The following is a 16,799-nucleotide window of genomic DNA, read 5'->3' as shown; positions in this document are numbered from 1 at the left end:
TTCATGTTCGTTTCATATGTTTATAATTTATCTTTCAGTGGTCATATGGAACTCGCCGGATAATCATACTTCTGTGTGTGAATCAATTCCCATGGCTCGTTTCATATGGTCAGACTCTAATCAACCGGCCCAGCCTGAACGGTCGAGGCTTCGATACTGAACGGCTTCGGCCACATGGTGCGCCTGTATGGTATCAGCGCCTTCCAAATCGGCAATGGTACGCGACACCTTTAGAATGCGGTCGTACGCGCGGGCCGACAAATCAAGCTTCTCCATGGCATTTTTCAAAATCAGGCTACCAGCCTCGTCGGGCATGGCATAGCTGCGGAGCATCTTACTGCTCATCTGCGCATTACAATAAACATTCTGATATTTGGCATAGCGTTTCTGCTGCCTCTCGCGGGCCCTGATGACACGCTCACGTACGGCGCTGCTTTTTTCGGCAACAGGCGCCTCCGACAATTTGTTAAACGGAACAGGTACCACTTCAATATGTATGTCGATGCGATCGAGCAACGGACCCGAAATACGACTTAAATATTTCTGCACCACGCCGGGACTACAAACGCACTTCTTTTCAGGATGATTGTAATACCCGCAAGGGCAAGGATTCATACTGGCCACCAACATAAAACTGGCCGGATAATCCAATGCAAAACGCGCCCTGGAGATAGAAATCTGTCGATCTTCGAGGGGCTGACGCAACACTTCGAGCACAGCCCGTTTAAATTCGGGTAACTCATCCAGAAACAGCACACCATTGTGAGCCAGTGATATTTCGCCCGGCTGTGGATAGGTTCCACCCCCTACCAAAGCAACATCAGAAATGGTATGATGCGGGCTGCGAAAAGGACGCTGAGTAATAAGCGCAGTATGACCTGCCAGTTTTCCGGCCACGGAATGAATTTTAGTGGTTTCAAGCGCCTCAGATAATTGCAACGGCGGCAAAATAGACGGCAAACGTTTGGCGAGCATAGACTTTCCGGATCCGGGGGGACCAATCATGATAATATTATGTCCTCCGGCAGCAGCCACCTCCATTGCCCGTTTCACGCTCTCCTGCCCTTTCACATCCGAGAAATCAAGATCACTCCCGGATAACCCTTTCATAAACTCAGCTCTGGTATCGACCACCGTGGGTTGCAACCCCCCTTTGCCATTTAAAAAATCAATGACTTCGCCGATATTAGAAGCCCCATAAACTTCCAGACCTTCAACCACAGCCGCTTCACGGGCATTGGATACGGGTAAAATAACGCCTTTGAAGCCTTCCTGTAAAGCACAAACAGCCATCGACAATGCGCCTTTCACAGGTTTCAGACTACCATCCAGAGATAACTCACCCATCATAATGTAGTCACCAATCATGGTATCCGACACCAACTCATCACCGGCCAAAACACCAATAGCAAGGGGCAAATCATACGCCGAGCCTTCCTTCCTGGTATCGGCAGGAGCCATATTAATAACAATCTGTTTACCCGGCCATTTGTAATGGTAGACCCTAAAAGCCGATTCAATTCGCTGCTGACTCTCTTTAACCGCATTATCAGGCAGCCCGACCAAAAAGAAGCGAATACCACGCGATATATCCACTTCAATCGTGATAGTAATAGCATCGATACCAGTAACAGCCGCACCAAATGTTTTTACAAGCATGAGTTAATAAGTTTAAGGTTTAACCCATACAAGGTAATAAAAAACAAAAACTTAACCCTGACAATGCAAAAATTTAAAACCCGGTGGATGATAAAAAGACATTGATCCATTTATGCGACAAGCCTACTACAGCAAAAGAAGAAATCTGCAAAGACCAATACAATTTTGTATTTTTGTGACGAGAAAACATATTCAGGGGCCCCTATAGAAAAGTTAAAACAATTTGGCACACTATATACATTGTATTAAAAAGAACTTTTAACTACGGTTAACAGCTTAAAAAAAAAGCAACTATGAAATTTTCATTCATAAAAACCCCCTCAAACCGCAAGTTTAACCTTCAGCCAATATATTATGATGAGGCCAGGGAAGAACGCATTGAGAGAGAACGGCGCATCAGGAAAGAGTTGGGGCTTTCACCCTCGGCCGACACCGAAGAGGATAAATCGACCTTCAAGAGCCGCATAAAAGGACAGATGCGGCCAAAGATAAGGACCCGCTACGACGCCGGACAACAAGAACGCCGCACCTCAAATTTACGTCTTGTAGTGATTCTGATCATTCTCATGGCCCTGTTTTATTATTTGTTAAATGCCGGATACGACTGGTACAGCAAATTTCTATAACACAAAAAAAGGGCAACATAACATCAACCACACCAAAAAAAGTGCAGGAAAACAGATGGCAGATATAATCCAACTATTACCCGATTCGGTGGCCAACCAAATAGCCGCCGGGGAGGTGATACAACGTCCTGCTTCGGCCATTAAAGAATTAGCAGAAAACGCCATTGATGCCGGAGCCACAGAAATAGAAATAGTAATAAAAGATGCCGGACGCACGTTGATTCAGGTAATTGATAATGGCACAGGCATGTCAGAGACAGATGCCCGTATGGCTTTTGAGCGTCATGCCACCTCAAAAATACGGCAGGCTACCGATCTGTTTTCCATTCGCACAATGGGTTTCAGGGGTGAAGCACTGGCTTCAATAGCCGCGGTGGCACAGGTAGAACTGATAACACGACGCGAAGAGTCCGAGCTGGGCGTTCACATAGAAATAGCGGCCTCAAAAATTGAGAAACAAGAACCGGTAAGCTGCCCCAAAGGCAGTAACTTCATCATCCGCAACCTCTTTTACAACATCCCGGCCCGTCGTAAATTTCTGAAGTCGGACACCACCGAACTCCGGCATATCATTACCGAAGTGCAACGCGTGGCACTGGCCAACACACGTGTAAGTTTTAAACTTACGCACAACAATCTGCTGCTGATGAACCTGCCGGCAGCCAATCTGCGTCAGCGCATCTCCGGCATGATGAATAAATCGATTAATACACAGCTCATACCGATAGATAGTGATGCGACAGTGGTTAACATCACAGGGTTCACCGGAAAACCTGAAAGCGCCCGTAAAACCAGCGGCGATCAGTATTTCTTCGTCAACAATCGCTTTATGCGGCACCCCTACCTGCACAAGGCCATTGTGAATGCCTATGAAAACCTTATTTCGCCGGATGCCATCCCCACCTATTTCATCTTTTTTGACATTGACCCTGAATATATTGATGTCAACATTCACCCAACCAAAACAGAGATAAAATTCAGCGACGAAAAACTGATATGGAAAGTACTCAACGCCTCCATACGCGAAAGTTTGGGAAAATTTAACATCGTACCATCCATCGATTTCGACACCGAAGGACAAGTCAACATTCCAACGCTCAATCCCAATGCGGAGGTCAAAATCCCGGAAGTTCATTTTAACCCGGATTACAACCCCTTCAACACGGGCAATAACGTAACGCACAACCGCCAGTCCGCACCACGCAATTGGGAATCGCTGTACAATGGTTTCGAATCAGAAGCCGGCAGCGAGCCCGATGATTTTGAGGCACCCGAAACCATTGTCCTGCCATCGCGCAGCAATAACATTGACATGCCGCAAAATAATACCTCACTCAATGAGGCACCCGAAATTTCGGCGGCTTATTTCCAGGTTAAAAGTCGCTATATCCTCACGCCGGTAAAATCGGGGTTGATGATTATTGACCAACGCCGCGCACACGAACGGGTCCTTTACGAGCGTTTTCTCAACAAAATACAAACTCGCAAAAGCACCACTCAACAACTCTTATTTGGAGAACCATTAAGTTTCAACGCCGAAGAGACAGCCTTGTTAAAAGACATAAAAAACGATTTGGCCATTTTTGGCTTCGATATTAAGGAGGAGAATAACACTTTTACAGTGAAAGGGATTCCTTCTGAATTTGAAAATGTGAATACGGCACAACTTTTGGAGAACCTGTTAGAAGCCTATAAAACCGGAGAAGTAAATCCGGGTGAAGAAGTACGACAGCAGTTGGCTGCCATCATGGCACGCAATGCCTGTATGAAATATGGTGAAACACTTACCCAGGAAGAGATGGCCCTGTTGGTAGGAAATTTATTTTCCTGTCAAATGGCTCATTACACACCAGGGGGACAAACCATTATTTCAATCATTGACAATGAAGAACTGGAAAAACGTTTCCGCTAAATTATTGTTTACGATAAAATGCTATTCCATTCTCAGACCAACAACGTAACACTGAAATTCACTTTCGGGTTGTCAGGGCTTCTTATTGCAGAATAGAAATAAAAAGATCAAAACAGTCAGGCTTTCACCAAATAGGTAATCCTGCTTTAAAAGAAATTATATGCGTATTGGAAATTCACCTTTTGGAGGGATGCCACCGGTGGTCAAAAACCTCCTCATAATAAACGTTCTGGTTTATCTGGCAAGCATAGTGCTGCACAGCTCCATGGGTATCAACATAGAGGAGTATCTGGGTTTACATTTGCCTATGGCCGACAAATTCAGGAGCTGGCAGCTGATCACCTACATGTTTGTACATGCCTACCCCGATCCTTCACACGTCTTTTTCAACATGTTCGCGTTGTTTATGTTTGGACGCATGCTGGAATCCGTTTGGGGTCCAAAACGTTTTCTGTTTTATTACCTGGTAACAGGTATAGGCGCCGCATTGGTTCACCTCATGACGCAATACATTGATGTTATGCCAATGCTCAAAGCCATCACCCATTACATGAATAACTCGACGCACGAAAACCTGGAGCTATTCATCAACAACAACCTGAAAATAAGCACGTACGCAATGAAAGAAAATTTCGATGCGTTTGTGGCAGCTTACAATAAATTAGCAAACACAGATCCGGACATGGCAGCCGGTTTAGCACGCGAATATCTGTTTGGTTACCGTGCCGACTTCCTTAATGCCCATGTAACAATAGGGGCATCGGGGGCCGTATTTGGTATTCTGCTGGCCTTTGGCATGCTATTCCCCAACTTGCGACTAATGTTGTTATTTCCACCCATTCCGCTCAAAGCCAAATATTTTGTAATGATGTACGGTGTGGCCGAATTATTTTTGGGTATCCATAATTTCTCGGGCGATAATGTGGCGCACTTCGCGCATCTGGGAGGTATGTTATTTGGTTTTATACTCATCAAATACTGGCAACGGAAAGGCATTAACTATTAACTAAAGCTATGTCGATATACAGAGAAATAAAAGAATCGTTCCGCTACGGCTCGGTATTAACAAGACTAATATACATCAACATAGGCGTATTTTTGGTTTTGCGACTCATCCAGCTCCTTATGGTTCTGGCAACAGGCAATGGCGATTTCATACAGCCTCTGATACTGTTTTTATCAGTGCCATCGGCGCCAGTTTCATTACTGACACACCCATGGAGTGCGGTCACCTATATGTTTCTGCATTACGACTTCATTCATCTGATCTTTAACATCCTGTATTTATATTGGTTTGGAAAGCTATTTACCCACGTCATTAACAGCCGTTTGCTGTTACGTACCTACCTATATGGCGGTCTGGCAGGAGCAGCATTCTATATTCTGGCCTTTAATCTGATACCGGGATTCTGGCAATTTTCAGCTTCATCAACGCTTCTGGGCGCTTCAGCAGCCGTTATGGCCATTCTATTCGCCGTGTCCGCCTATCAGCCCAACCACCCCGTAAACCTTATGTTTTTTGGCGAAGTGCGTTTAAAATATGTGGCATTAATAGCTTTTGTTATCGACATCGTCAGTATCCCTAACATGAGTAATACCGGAGGCCACTTATCGCATATCGGAGGCGCGCTGATGGGGCTTTACCTGGGATGGCGCTGGGCTTCCAAAGGTCTTCCGGCGACAAAGCCAACGATCGGCGGTTCAGCTTTTTTTAACTGGCCATCCAAAAAAACAAACCTCACGGTATCGCACAAACGCCCGTTAACCGATATGGAGTATAACACGCTTAAAGTACAACGTCAAAAAGAGATCGACCGCATCCTTGAAAAGATAAAAAACAGCGGCTACGATAGTCTCACACAAACAGAGAAAAAGATGCTTTTTGATGCCAGCAAAGATCGTTAATTCAGGTTGCCAATAAATTGCTATTGACACACTGGTACAAAACCAATAATTTTGTCGCCATCAAACAAATGACTCATTCCTTGAAAAAATTCTTTTCTTCAGTCCAGCTTTTATTGGTTGTAATACCGGCCATTCTATTAATCGGCGCAATGGGAACATCGTATGTTAACCCGGCAAATATTAACATCTTCGCTTTCCCGGGCTTCGCATTTCCGCTTCTCTGGCTCTTTAACTTAGCAATGGCTTTTTGGCTGATAGCGCGCAAAAAATGGCATTTTATACTGCCTATTCTGGCCCTTGTGATCACCTGGAACAGCTGGCAAAACGTATTTCAGATAAAAGGGACGGCTGCGTCACCCGAACTCATGGCGCAACCGGTAAAAATACTGACCTACAATACCCGGTTGTTCGACTTCTACAAAAATTCAGGTCTGACAGGCACACCCGAAGTCATTTTTAAAGCGTTATTAAACGAAAATGCCGATATTCTCTGTTTTCAGGAATACTACACCACATTACGAAAAAAAGAATACACCCCCAATGCCATTGCAGCCCGCTTCCGCGGATACAAATACAAGCACGTGGAGTATTTAAAAACCCATAAAGGCAATACCGGATACGGACTGGCCATTTTTTCCAAATATCCCATAAATAACAGCGGTGTAATACGATTTGAAAACAGCAACAACCTGTCGATCTACGCAGATCTGAACATCGGCGGCAAAACAATCCGCCTTTTCAATAATCATCTGGAATCGATAGGCTTTAACGCACACGAGCTACAGGTGTTAGACAGTCTCGACTTCCGCATGACCCATTCGCAGAAACAAGGGTTAAAAAACATATTCAGCAAGCTAAACAGAGCCTTTCTGATGCGCAGCAAACAAGCCGAAGCATTGTCCCGTCAGGTAATGAATTCGCCCTACCCGGTCATTGTATGTGGCGATTTTAATGACACACCGGTGTCATATACTTACCGTAAAATGAAGGGCAACCTAAAAGATGCCTTCCGTGAATCGGGATTTGGCTTTAGCGGTACTTATAACGGACAGCTTCCCAACTTCCGCATTGACTACATATTCCACTCACAGGCATTCACATCTGCGGGGTACAAACGACTACGCATGGACTACTCAGATCATTATCCGGTTGTCACAACCATTGATGTCGGGAAATAATTGATGAATGTCTATCAACACTTGCTCTCAAAATGGTTGTTTACAACAGCAAACTCACATTTTGAGAACTAATTTGAACTTTATATTTTAAACACTAAAGTAATGGACAGGCACGAATTGGGCGAATTATAAAATTCCAAATCGTGTATCAGATAGTATCGGCAAGTACACACCATTTTTTTGTTGCGATTGCTCGCAAAATGGTTATTACGACAGGGGACTCAGGCTTACGCAGATATTGAAGCCTCAAAAATAAAGTTTTATAAGCTACCACCGGAGCTTTCGGGCAAACACTATTTTAAAAAATCATCCTATTTTAAGCATATTTCGCTACTATTCACATTTAATTTGAAGGTATAAGCTTCTGAATCACCTATCGCTTTGAGTAAGTAAATGCCTTCATTAAGATAACCAACATCAATCCGGAAAGGATTTGACACCACTTTCTCACTTAATACGATTTGACCAGTCAGGTTATAAATAACAATTCTGTTTATGGTACAATCCCCAGCATTAACATTTAAAACAGTAGAAACAGGATTTGGATACAGACTGATTAAACATCCATTATCAAGCCGATCGTTCGTACTTAGGGGGCTCTCATCTACGCTAATTACTAATTCAGGCCTATTACCAGCCGCCTCTTTACTATTGAAAAAAACATCTGCCCCCACACCTTCCAGCTCCTCAAGACAGACAGAAACAATTCCATCCTCCGAAATCTGATTTTTTAGATACGGCGTAATATTCCACTCATAATAGGTGCCTTTTGCAGAAATTTGGGCGGTTGAAATATAATTTACCGAGACAGGAGCACTTGACCAGGTAACAGAAGTCTCCGTCCAGTTGTCATCCACTTCCGAGGCAGTAATAGTACAATCTTCGGCCTTATTTGCATAAAGTCTGATAACAGCACTCCTCAAATTGTCAACTGTAATATTTTCATTGCTCAAATCAAATTTGAGCAATGTCTTACGAAAGAAATTCTCTTTATTACCTGTTTTGACGATAAGATCTGATTCTGTTCCAAAATTACTATTGGCGGATTCGCCCCCTCTGACAAAAGCATCCTCGAGAACATTATATGAAAAAGAGACAAAATTAGTTGAAAACGTTTTTGCCGAAGCTTCATTTGAGTATTCCGATAGTCCCTGGTCATTAAAGGCAGAGACTCTATATGTATAATTGGTAGAACTCTCCAGGTCTGTCTCGCTATAGGAAGTAATATTAACCCCCATGGTAGCTACTTCCATGAAATCGCCATCGCCTGTTTTGCGCTCTATTATAAAACCATCTTCATTAATTGAGTTATCGGTCCAAACAAGATTAATTCCGGAAGGAGAGACTGCACTGACGGAAAGCGGAGCAGGAGCTGCAGGTGGCATTTTATATTCTGAGCTATAATTAAAGATTCTCAGTTCAGGGCTATTTTCACCTTCACGACTGCTAAATCGTACCGTGTTATCACTTGCAGAGGCATCCAGGAAAGCAATGGTTACACTTCCCCCCACATTTTCCTTAACATAATTGCTCACATCCCATTCATAGTATCCTTTTTCGGCGCCAATTTGGGTTGTAGCTATGGCAACCCCTATTTCAGGGGCATTATTCCATGTAATTTCATCTTCAATCCAGGAGTCATCTGAAGTTTCATAAGCAGTTACAGAGCAGGCAATTTCAGACTCAGCATAAAGTCTGACAAAAGCCCGGTCGGCTTCGTCAATCTGACTTAGATCAAATTCCACATAAATTTTATTAAGAAGGTCAGACCCGGTTCCCTGGGTAACTTTAAGAACAGAGGTTGTCCCGAAATTCGTATCTGAAGCCCCCCCATCCTCAACATAAGCATCTTGCCTGGGATTAGTCGCGCTCACGTCCGCATGTGCCTCATAAAGTTGAGCCAGGCCTATTGCATCTTCACCACGACCGGCATAAAACAAATAGAGAGAACCATCCACATCTTCAAACACATAAGGATCGCGCAACTGGTTCACATCTTCGGGAGCACTGGCTGATTCAGAGGGAGCCGGAGTCAGATCTCCACCCTCCCAACCGGGTGATGATTGTAAAATTTGATAGGGGGGATAGGTGGCATCCCACTGTTTCCAATCGCCGGCACTTAAATCGATTGTTGACATCTGGATATTTTCCAACAGATCGCCTCTTCGGCTATAAAAGACCTGTAATTCATCGCCCACTAATCTAATGGCCGTATGCCGCACCCGCAGTTCGGAAGATGAAATTCCATCGATATCCGTAATATCAGATTGAAAAGGATTGAAGGAACTTTTTTCCCAAAGTTTAGTTGTGAAATCAAAGCCTGTAGGAGGCGTCCATGGATCATCTGCATCCAGAGCTTTGTAAATACTTCCACCATTGGAAAAAGCATACAAATCATCCTTGTATTTAAACACACGGAAATATGAATCGCCCAAAAATACGGGTTGTATATTTTCATAAAAATCAAGACCATATGGTGAGTAAGAAACATAAGTCAACTGATCTTTCACTTTCTCGCCATTTACATAAGTCGATGAACCGCTGTGAAAATACATTACGATTCTTTGATTTTCATCATCTATCTGAACGTCCGGGGATGCAAGATGGTTATTGGGAATAACGATCCCATTATCAAGGTTAATAACGTCATCGCCCAAATCCAGCACACCACGATCGCCAACAGGAATATCTGCACCGACCTGGTACAAATGCCATGGTCCTTCGATTTCGGCGGCCCAGGCCATTCTGATATACCCCCCTTTGTGATGCGCAAAATAACAATAGTAAACAGCCTCCGGGTCGGCACGGTTCTCCGGCGCAATCCAATCAGGAATACGAATTACACTCGGCCCGTTAATATCTTCACCTTCCTCTTCAGCACCGGCTTCTGTAAACATTTCCTGTGTGATAATCGGCACACTGTTATTCAGCCGCTTCGCATTATATTTGATGGAAAACAGAGCCGCATCCACATCAAAATCATCATTGTTATTGGCCACCCATTCTTTAAGCATATTGCGGCAGGCAATAAGATCGTCATGATAGGCCGGATCATAAGTAACCGGGGAAAGCTCTCCCGGATCGTTTTCCAGGTCGAATAACTGTTCCTTATTGGCTCCATTATCGAATAAAAAATATTTAAATCTTTGCGTCACAAGCATTCGTCCATCAAAATCACCCGGCGTATTACTTTTATAAACCGATTGTTTAATTTCAGAAACGACATACTCTCTCTCAAGAGGCGATTCGTCACCAGCATCTTCTAAAAAGCTTGCGCTGAGATCTTCTCCCTGCAAATAGTCCGGAATCTCTATTCCTGCCATTTTCAAAATGGTTGGATACAAATCCAGTCCATTAGACACCAATGTTTTATTATCGATAACTCCTGCTTTGGTTTTTCCTTTCCAGGAAACAATAAAAGGAATATTGACCACTTCTTCATAAAAGCTCTTTTTTTGAGTCCATTGATGAGAAGCATGACCATCGCCATGATCGGAAGTATAAATAATGATGGTATTATCTAACAACCCCTGGTCTTTCATTTCATCATAAACCGATTCCACATGCGCATCAACTTTTTCAAGTAAGCGATCGTAACCGTACATATATTGTCGCCATTGGGATTCAGTCCATAGTTTATACGGATTAGTATCCCAATATTTATCACCCGGATCCTGGTTCCTTCGGGCAGATATTCCTTCTGCCTCATTTTCAGGAATCGCAAAATTAAAAGGTATTGGCGGACAATAGGCAGTATCCATTTGCTCTTCAACCGCACCATCATGATAAGAATCAGATTCACCGGAAATATTTCTGGCCAATTCACAACAATCATGAGGATTCAGAAAAGAGGTGATAAGGAAAAAAGGTTTAGAATGATCCTGCTTAAGAAAATCCCGGCTCCATTCAGATATCTCAGTGTCGTCATTACCATCATTAAACGTCTGAAATCCGTGCCAATCGCTAACTTCACCGATATCCGTTGAGCCCACATGCCATTTTCCAAAATAAGCCGTTTCGTACCCCGCATCAGCCAGTTTAGTTGCAATAGAAGTATAATTGGTTGGAGTGGCCAGGCTCGGCATCATCCCGGTCATAAGAGACTTTCGCGATGCAGTACAAACGGGATAAGTGCAATAGCTGCGAGTAAATGTAACACCTTGCTCTGCAATTTTATCAATACCGGGTGTTTGTACATTGTCATACCCCTTTTGATTCAATATAGCCCCGGAGTGTTGATCCGTAATGATGACCAGAATATTTGGACTGGTCTGACCGAAACAAATCAGGGTGCTATATAAAAATGCAACTAACAAAAGAAATTTCGATAACATAATATGTCAAAATTAGATTTAAAATTATCTCTGCCCGGGTCAGCAAGGAACGCCTTTTTTTCGTCACCCGGGCTTTCAAAAAGGTCTTTTATAATAGCAAACTCACACTTCAGAACTTTGCAAACCGAATATTTGAACTTTATATTTCAAACACCTGGTTTATGGACAGACACTAATTCTTCTGCTGCTCATAAGCGCCTATATCAATAGATTCAGTTCCAAGCGGATTACCCCAAAAGTCTTTGCCGCCATTGTCATTTATCACAATTCCGGCGTCTATACAAGGCGAGTTATCCTTGAGCATGTAACCTGCCAATCGTTCCGGATCATGCATGTCTATATCTGTATCGACCTTCCCCGGATTTACAAAAAGAGGGTCTGCAACAATTGCACCTTTACCTTTTGGCGCCACATTATAAAAAAGGTTATTTCTGAATTCACAGGTTTCATCGGGCTCAACCCCCCAGGTGCCTTTGTCTTCAAAATAAAAAATATTATTATAGAAATAAGAATAGCTCGGCGTACGAACCTTCCCGGGGCTGGCAAAGATACTGGCATTCAGGCCCGCCCTGAAATAGTGAATATTATTATAAATCCAGATGCCTCTGGCCTCATCATCCTGTGGAAAGCCATATTCGTAAGCTCCTAATCTTTCATTAATACTAATATTGTAGCGGATGGTAATATCGCGGTTGTAACGTCGCATAATGCCACAAAACCAGTTGTTATCATGGCTGTAATTATATTGAATAATGGTTCCCCTGGCATTGTAATCGGCGTCGAATCCGCCATGATCTATATCGCCGGGATCCCCGGTATTTCCATAAGCTTCATTGTATTGCATAATGCAATTAATCGATGCAAAATTAAAAACACTATGTCCGGTGCTATAGCGGCTGTTATAAGCCAAAACGTTATATTCAACAATCTGATTAACCCCCACACGGGCTATAATTCCATTTCTTCCGGTATATTCCACCCTGTTGCCCCTGATAACAAAATCCGTCCAGGGGTAATAATCATTGGAATTAATTTTGCCCCAGCTTGAGGAATTTCCGATACCTACTCCGCCCACATTCTTGATATAATTATTCTCAATGAGCAAATTATGAAACTTAGTTCTTACTTTTTTGCCCTTCACATGCACGTGTATTCCACCCCGACGCTTGCCTTCAACTTTGCCGTTTACATCGTGAATAAAACAATTCCTAACAGTAATATTTTCTATAATCCCGGCATCTTCAGCCACAATATATATGCCTCTTAAATCCCCCTGCTCCTCGTCTGTCCCATTTGTATTGGTCACTTCAAGATTGTTAATCTCCCAAAAAGCACCATTGTACAGATAAATTGGAGAATTTACTTCTCCATGCCCGTTAATAATAGGTTTATTGTCAATGTCGTCCCAATAAGCTTTGTTTGACTTAGGATTATAAGCAGTAAGTTTTATCGGCAGATCTTTTGTGCCGGACCCCTTTGGAGCAAATTGTCCGCTAAATGATTTCCCAACCGCGAAAAAGATTTGCGTACCCGGTTCAAATTCGGCGTTTTTATACCGATCAAAATCAGCCTGCGTATTGATATAAACAATATTATGCTCATTCTGCTTACCACTAAATAATAAAACAGAAAAAAGAATTACAATTATTGTCCTCATAGTAAGATCTTTAAAATTCAAAAAATATTAAACTACTTTTAGTCCGTTATGGCTGGATCGATACCCTCCGCATTACAAATCATTTACGATGTCCAGACATCCGATAAAATCTCCCTGTATTAAGAAACACCCTTACCACCCGATTCATCATAAAATTTTACAGACTACGATGTTTCGAACAATACTGCCACCTTTATCTACAGACACCTTAGTTTGCTTGCTGATAATCATTATATTCAAATTTTAACATTTCAATAGTCAGCACTTTGTCTTTGAGAAAGAAGGTGGCAGCAACAATCATTCACAAACTAAATCTGAGGAATATTGGTAATTAAGAATTCATCCGAAGCATTTTCAATCCATTCCTTAAGATATTGACGATGAATATTAAGCTGCTTTTTATATTTAGGATCATCAGTAACAGGTTTCAGTTCACCCGGATCATTTTTCAGATCGAAGAACTGTTCCCGGTTTTCACCACCATCAAAGAGAAAATATTTATATCGTTGACTCACGACCATTCGTCCTTTAAAAACCACCTTTCCATCTTCAGTTTTGGTTTCCTGATTGATTTCAGAAACAACATACTTGCGTTTTTTAGTTAATTTTTTTGAATGTCCAAGCAAATATTGACTTATATCTTCGCCCAACAGAGACTCATCATAATCAGCACCTGCTAACTTACAAATAGTAGGATACAAGTCCAGCCCGTTGGATAATAAAACCTTAGAATCAATTACGCCGGCTTTAGTATGTCCTTTCCAGGAAATGATAAAGGGAATATTGACCGATTCCTCATAAAAATTCATTTTTTGATTCCACTGATGAGAAGCATGACCATCACCATGATCAGAAGTATAAAAGATGATAGTATTTTCGAGTAAACCTTGTTTTTCGAGTGTATTTACAACACTTAAAATGTGACTATCCATTTTCTCAACCAAGCGATCGTAACCATACATATATTGTCGCCATTCGGTTTCGCCCCAATATTTCACCGGATGCTTACCAAACATAACACGATCTGAAGGATCCGGCGTTCTTCGACAATAAAAACCTTCTGCCTCATCCGGTGGAATTGCAAAATTAACGGGCAGTGGCGGACATTGGTCAACAGCCATTTTCTCTTCAACCGGTCCATCATGATAATTATCCCCCAGACCCGAAATATTTCTGGCGAGTTCACAGCAATCGTGTGGGTTTAGATAAGATGACACCAAAAAGAACGGGGCATCGTGCTTTTGCTTTAAAAAGTCGATGGTCATAGCTTCTGTTTTTGAATCATCTCTTTCGTCTTTATAAACACTGAATCCATGCCAGTCTTCAACCTTCTTAATTTTTGAGTGACCCACATGCCATTTCCCAAAATAAGCGGTTTCATAACCCGCATTTTTCAAAGCATTGCCCAAACCGGGATAGGAAGTAAGGTTGGGCTGACTTTTACTGGGCATTACGCCCGTCATAAAAGAAGACCTTGAAGCAGTGCATACCGGATAAGTGCAATAACTCCTGGTGAAAGTGACCCCTTCGTCGGCTAATTTATCTATGCCGGGGGTCTTAAGATACGGATAACCGTTTTGTGTTAAAACCTTACCGCTGTGCTGATCGGCGATTAATAATAATATATTGGGACGTGTTTCCTGTGCTTTGGAAAGCAAGGCAACTGCCAATGTGAAAAAAGCTATTAATGTTATTTTTTTCATCTGATTATAATTTGTCTTTCAGTTGTCATACGGAACTCATCAGGATTAATCATACTTCGGAGTGTGAAACAATTTTCCTGGTTCGTTTCATGACTACATCATGTGTTTGCTTTCGAATAAATTCACTGTATTTTTCTTTCAGTTCGACATCCAGCTCAAGTTTACGACGACGAATGAGAGGCCTAACAATATTGAATAATTATCTGAGCCACATTGGAATGGAATCATTCGCCGCCCAGCTATTGATTATCCGATCGAGGCCATCTCCAGTCCATTCATCAGAACCTGCCGGTAATGCATCATATTTCGGCAAGTAGTTTCGGAGTTCCATAATCACATTTTCAAATTTGGGTTCGCCTGCGAGATTTACATGTTCGCCAGGATCATTTTGGTGATCATATAATTCCTCTCCGCCATCCCGATAATGGATATACCTCCAACGATCACTTCTCACAGCATGATTTTTATAAAGCCAGGTACTCAAAACAGGTTTATCCCATTTGACATCCGGGTTTTCAAGTAATGGCACCAAACTTTTACCCTGCAATTTTTCGGACACCGGAAGCCCACAAAGGTCGACCAACGTCGGATAAATATCCAAAAGGCTAACCACCTGATCCCGATTGACCGAACGTTTTTTTTGACCGGGGACTTTAAAGAAAAGAGGTACGCGTGTTGATTCTTCCCAAAGCGCCTGTTTTCTGAAATGACGTTTTTCGCCCAGATGCTGGCCATGATCAGACCATAAAACAATAATAGTATTTTTGCCGTTTGGACTTTTTTCGAGCGCCTCCATCACCTTTCCGATTTGATCATCCACAAATGTGACACAAGCCAGATAAGCCTGAACCAGTTCGGGCAAAATCTCCTTCTTTTGAGCCACATTATACCACCCTCCGCCGGGCGCATATCCATAAGCAATTGCCTTACCCATCAAAGGGATGTCATTAAATTCATTATCCGGGACAGAGGGAATCTCCAACGTATCCATATTATACATATCAAAATACTTTTGGGGCGCTGTATATGGTACGTGCGGCCGAATAAATCCTACGGCAAGAAAGAATGGTTTGGAATGCTTTTCATTAATCTTATTAATGGCCCAGCTGGCAATTTGCTCATCATACATTCCTTTTTCAGGAATTTCATCCTCAGACAAAGGGCCTCCACACAACGAATAAAACCGATTGGTCTGCCGATAGTAATTATTGATGGAATCCTCGCCATATAACTGGACCAACTGTCCCCCGTTTTTTGGAAAAGGATAAAACATTCGACCACGATATCCAAAGCCTGCTTTTTTAATTTCAGGCTCCATATTATTCCAAAAATGGGGGGAATATTCGGTCCAGAAATCCGAGGTTTTATCGGGGAAATCAGATTCTCCTTCATGAAAAACTTTCCCCGTTGCATAGGTATTATAGCCATTAGCCCTAAAATATTCAGGAAGCATCATATGGCCATCCATCACCTGATCATAGTTTTTGCGCATGTCCTTAATAGAACTATACCAACCGGTTGTAGAAGGGTCAAGACCACTAAGGACCGAATTTCTGGATGCAGTACAAACCGCTTGTGAAGAATGAGCATTGGTAAATAACACACCTTGCTTAAAAAGCCGATCCATATTCGGTGTTATAGCCTGCGAATGTCCCATTAATGCGCCTTCCCAGTCATTTAAATCATCGACTGAAATAAATACAACATTTGGCCTGTCCAATTCAATGGACTTCTTTTCCATTGAACAGCTACCGGCCAGGAACAATAACATTAAACATCCTACTATCTTGTACATATTATTCAATTTTTATCTGTAAAAAGTCCG

10 protein-coding genes are annotated in these 16,799 nt (G+C 42.4%); 5 read left to right on the top strand and 5 right to left on the bottom strand.

Annotation, left to right across the window (positions count from 1 at the left end; genetic code table 11):
• Nucleotides 1–120: 120 nt before the first annotated feature.
• Complete coding sequence (locus ACT3CD_RS01495) at nucleotides 121–1,659, bottom strand: YifB family Mg chelatase-like AAA ATPase (RefSeq protein WP_444642248.1); 1,539 nt, start codon at nucleotides 1,657–1,659, stop codon at nucleotides 121–123.
• 293 nt (nucleotides 1,660–1,952) lie between these two features.
• On the opposite strand from ACT3CD_RS01495, the gene ACT3CD_RS01490 reads away from it, so the two are divergent.
• The 5 genes from ACT3CD_RS01490 to ACT3CD_RS01470 all read left to right on the top strand — a co-directional run bounded on the left by ACT3CD_RS01490 (nucleotide 1,953) and on the right by ACT3CD_RS01470 (nucleotide 7,280).
• On the top strand, nucleotides 1,953–2,285 hold the full coding sequence (locus ACT3CD_RS01490; protein ID WP_444642246.1) for a hypothetical protein: 333 nt from the start codon (nucleotides 1,953–1,955) through the stop codon (nucleotides 2,283–2,285).
• 55 nt (nucleotides 2,286–2,340) lie between these two features.
• A complete protein-coding gene (mutL, locus tag ACT3CD_RS01485; protein ID WP_444642244.1) occupies nucleotides 2,341–4,197 on the top strand; it encodes a DNA mismatch repair endonuclease MutL in 1,857 nt (618 codons plus the stop codon).
• Between the two features lie 160 nt (nucleotides 4,198–4,357).
• On the top strand, nucleotides 4,358–5,203 hold the full coding sequence (locus ACT3CD_RS01480) for a rhomboid family intramembrane serine protease (protein ID WP_444642242.1): 846 nt from the start codon (nucleotides 4,358–4,360) through the stop codon (nucleotides 5,201–5,203).
• Between the two features lie 8 nt (nucleotides 5,204–5,211).
• The gene (locus ACT3CD_RS01475) at nucleotides 5,212–6,102 is read left to right on the top strand and encodes a rhomboid family intramembrane serine protease (protein ID WP_444642240.1); all 891 of its coding nucleotides are present in this window, start codon (nucleotides 5,212–5,214) and stop codon (nucleotides 6,100–6,102) included.
• Between the two features lie 80 nt (nucleotides 6,103–6,182).
• Complete coding sequence (locus tag ACT3CD_RS01470; protein ID WP_444642238.1) at nucleotides 6,183–7,280, top strand: endonuclease/exonuclease/phosphatase family protein; 1,098 nt, start codon at nucleotides 6,183–6,185, stop codon at nucleotides 7,278–7,280.
• Nucleotides 7,281–7,591: 311 nt separating this feature from the next.
• Here the strand turns inward: ACT3CD_RS01470 and ACT3CD_RS01465 are convergent, their stop codons facing one another.
• The 4 genes from ACT3CD_RS01465 to ACT3CD_RS01450 form a co-directional block, all read right to left on the bottom strand.
• Complete coding sequence (locus ACT3CD_RS01465; protein WP_444642236.1) at nucleotides 7,592–11,614, bottom strand: CBM96 family carbohydrate-binding protein; 4,023 nt, start codon at nucleotides 11,612–11,614, stop codon at nucleotides 7,592–7,594.
• A gap of 172 nt (nucleotides 11,615–11,786) precedes the next feature.
• Nucleotides 11,787–13,271, bottom strand: a complete 1,485-nt coding sequence (locus ACT3CD_RS01460; RefSeq protein WP_444642234.1) for a hypothetical protein — start codon at nucleotides 13,269–13,271, stop codon at nucleotides 11,787–11,789.
• 308 nt (nucleotides 13,272–13,579) lie between these two features.
• Nucleotides 13,580–14,974 (bottom strand): sulfatase family protein, encoded by a 1,395-nt coding sequence (locus ACT3CD_RS01455; RefSeq protein ID WP_444642232.1) that lies wholly within the window; start codon nucleotides 14,972–14,974, stop codon nucleotides 13,580–13,582.
• A gap of 199 nt (nucleotides 14,975–15,173) precedes the next feature.
• Nucleotides 15,174–16,769, bottom strand: a complete 1,596-nt coding sequence (locus ACT3CD_RS01450; RefSeq protein WP_444642231.1) for a sulfatase — start codon at nucleotides 16,767–16,769, stop codon at nucleotides 15,174–15,176.
• Nucleotides 16,770–16,799 lie beyond the last annotated feature (30 nt).

The sequence above is a fragment of the Geofilum sp. OHC36d9 genome (assembly GCF_052400685.1).
Lineage (GTDB): Bacteria > Bacteroidota > Bacteroidia > Bacteroidales > Marinilabiliaceae > CAZHHH01.
Note: the sequence above shows the minus strand (reverse complement) of the source record. Positions and strands in the feature narration are given on the sequence as shown.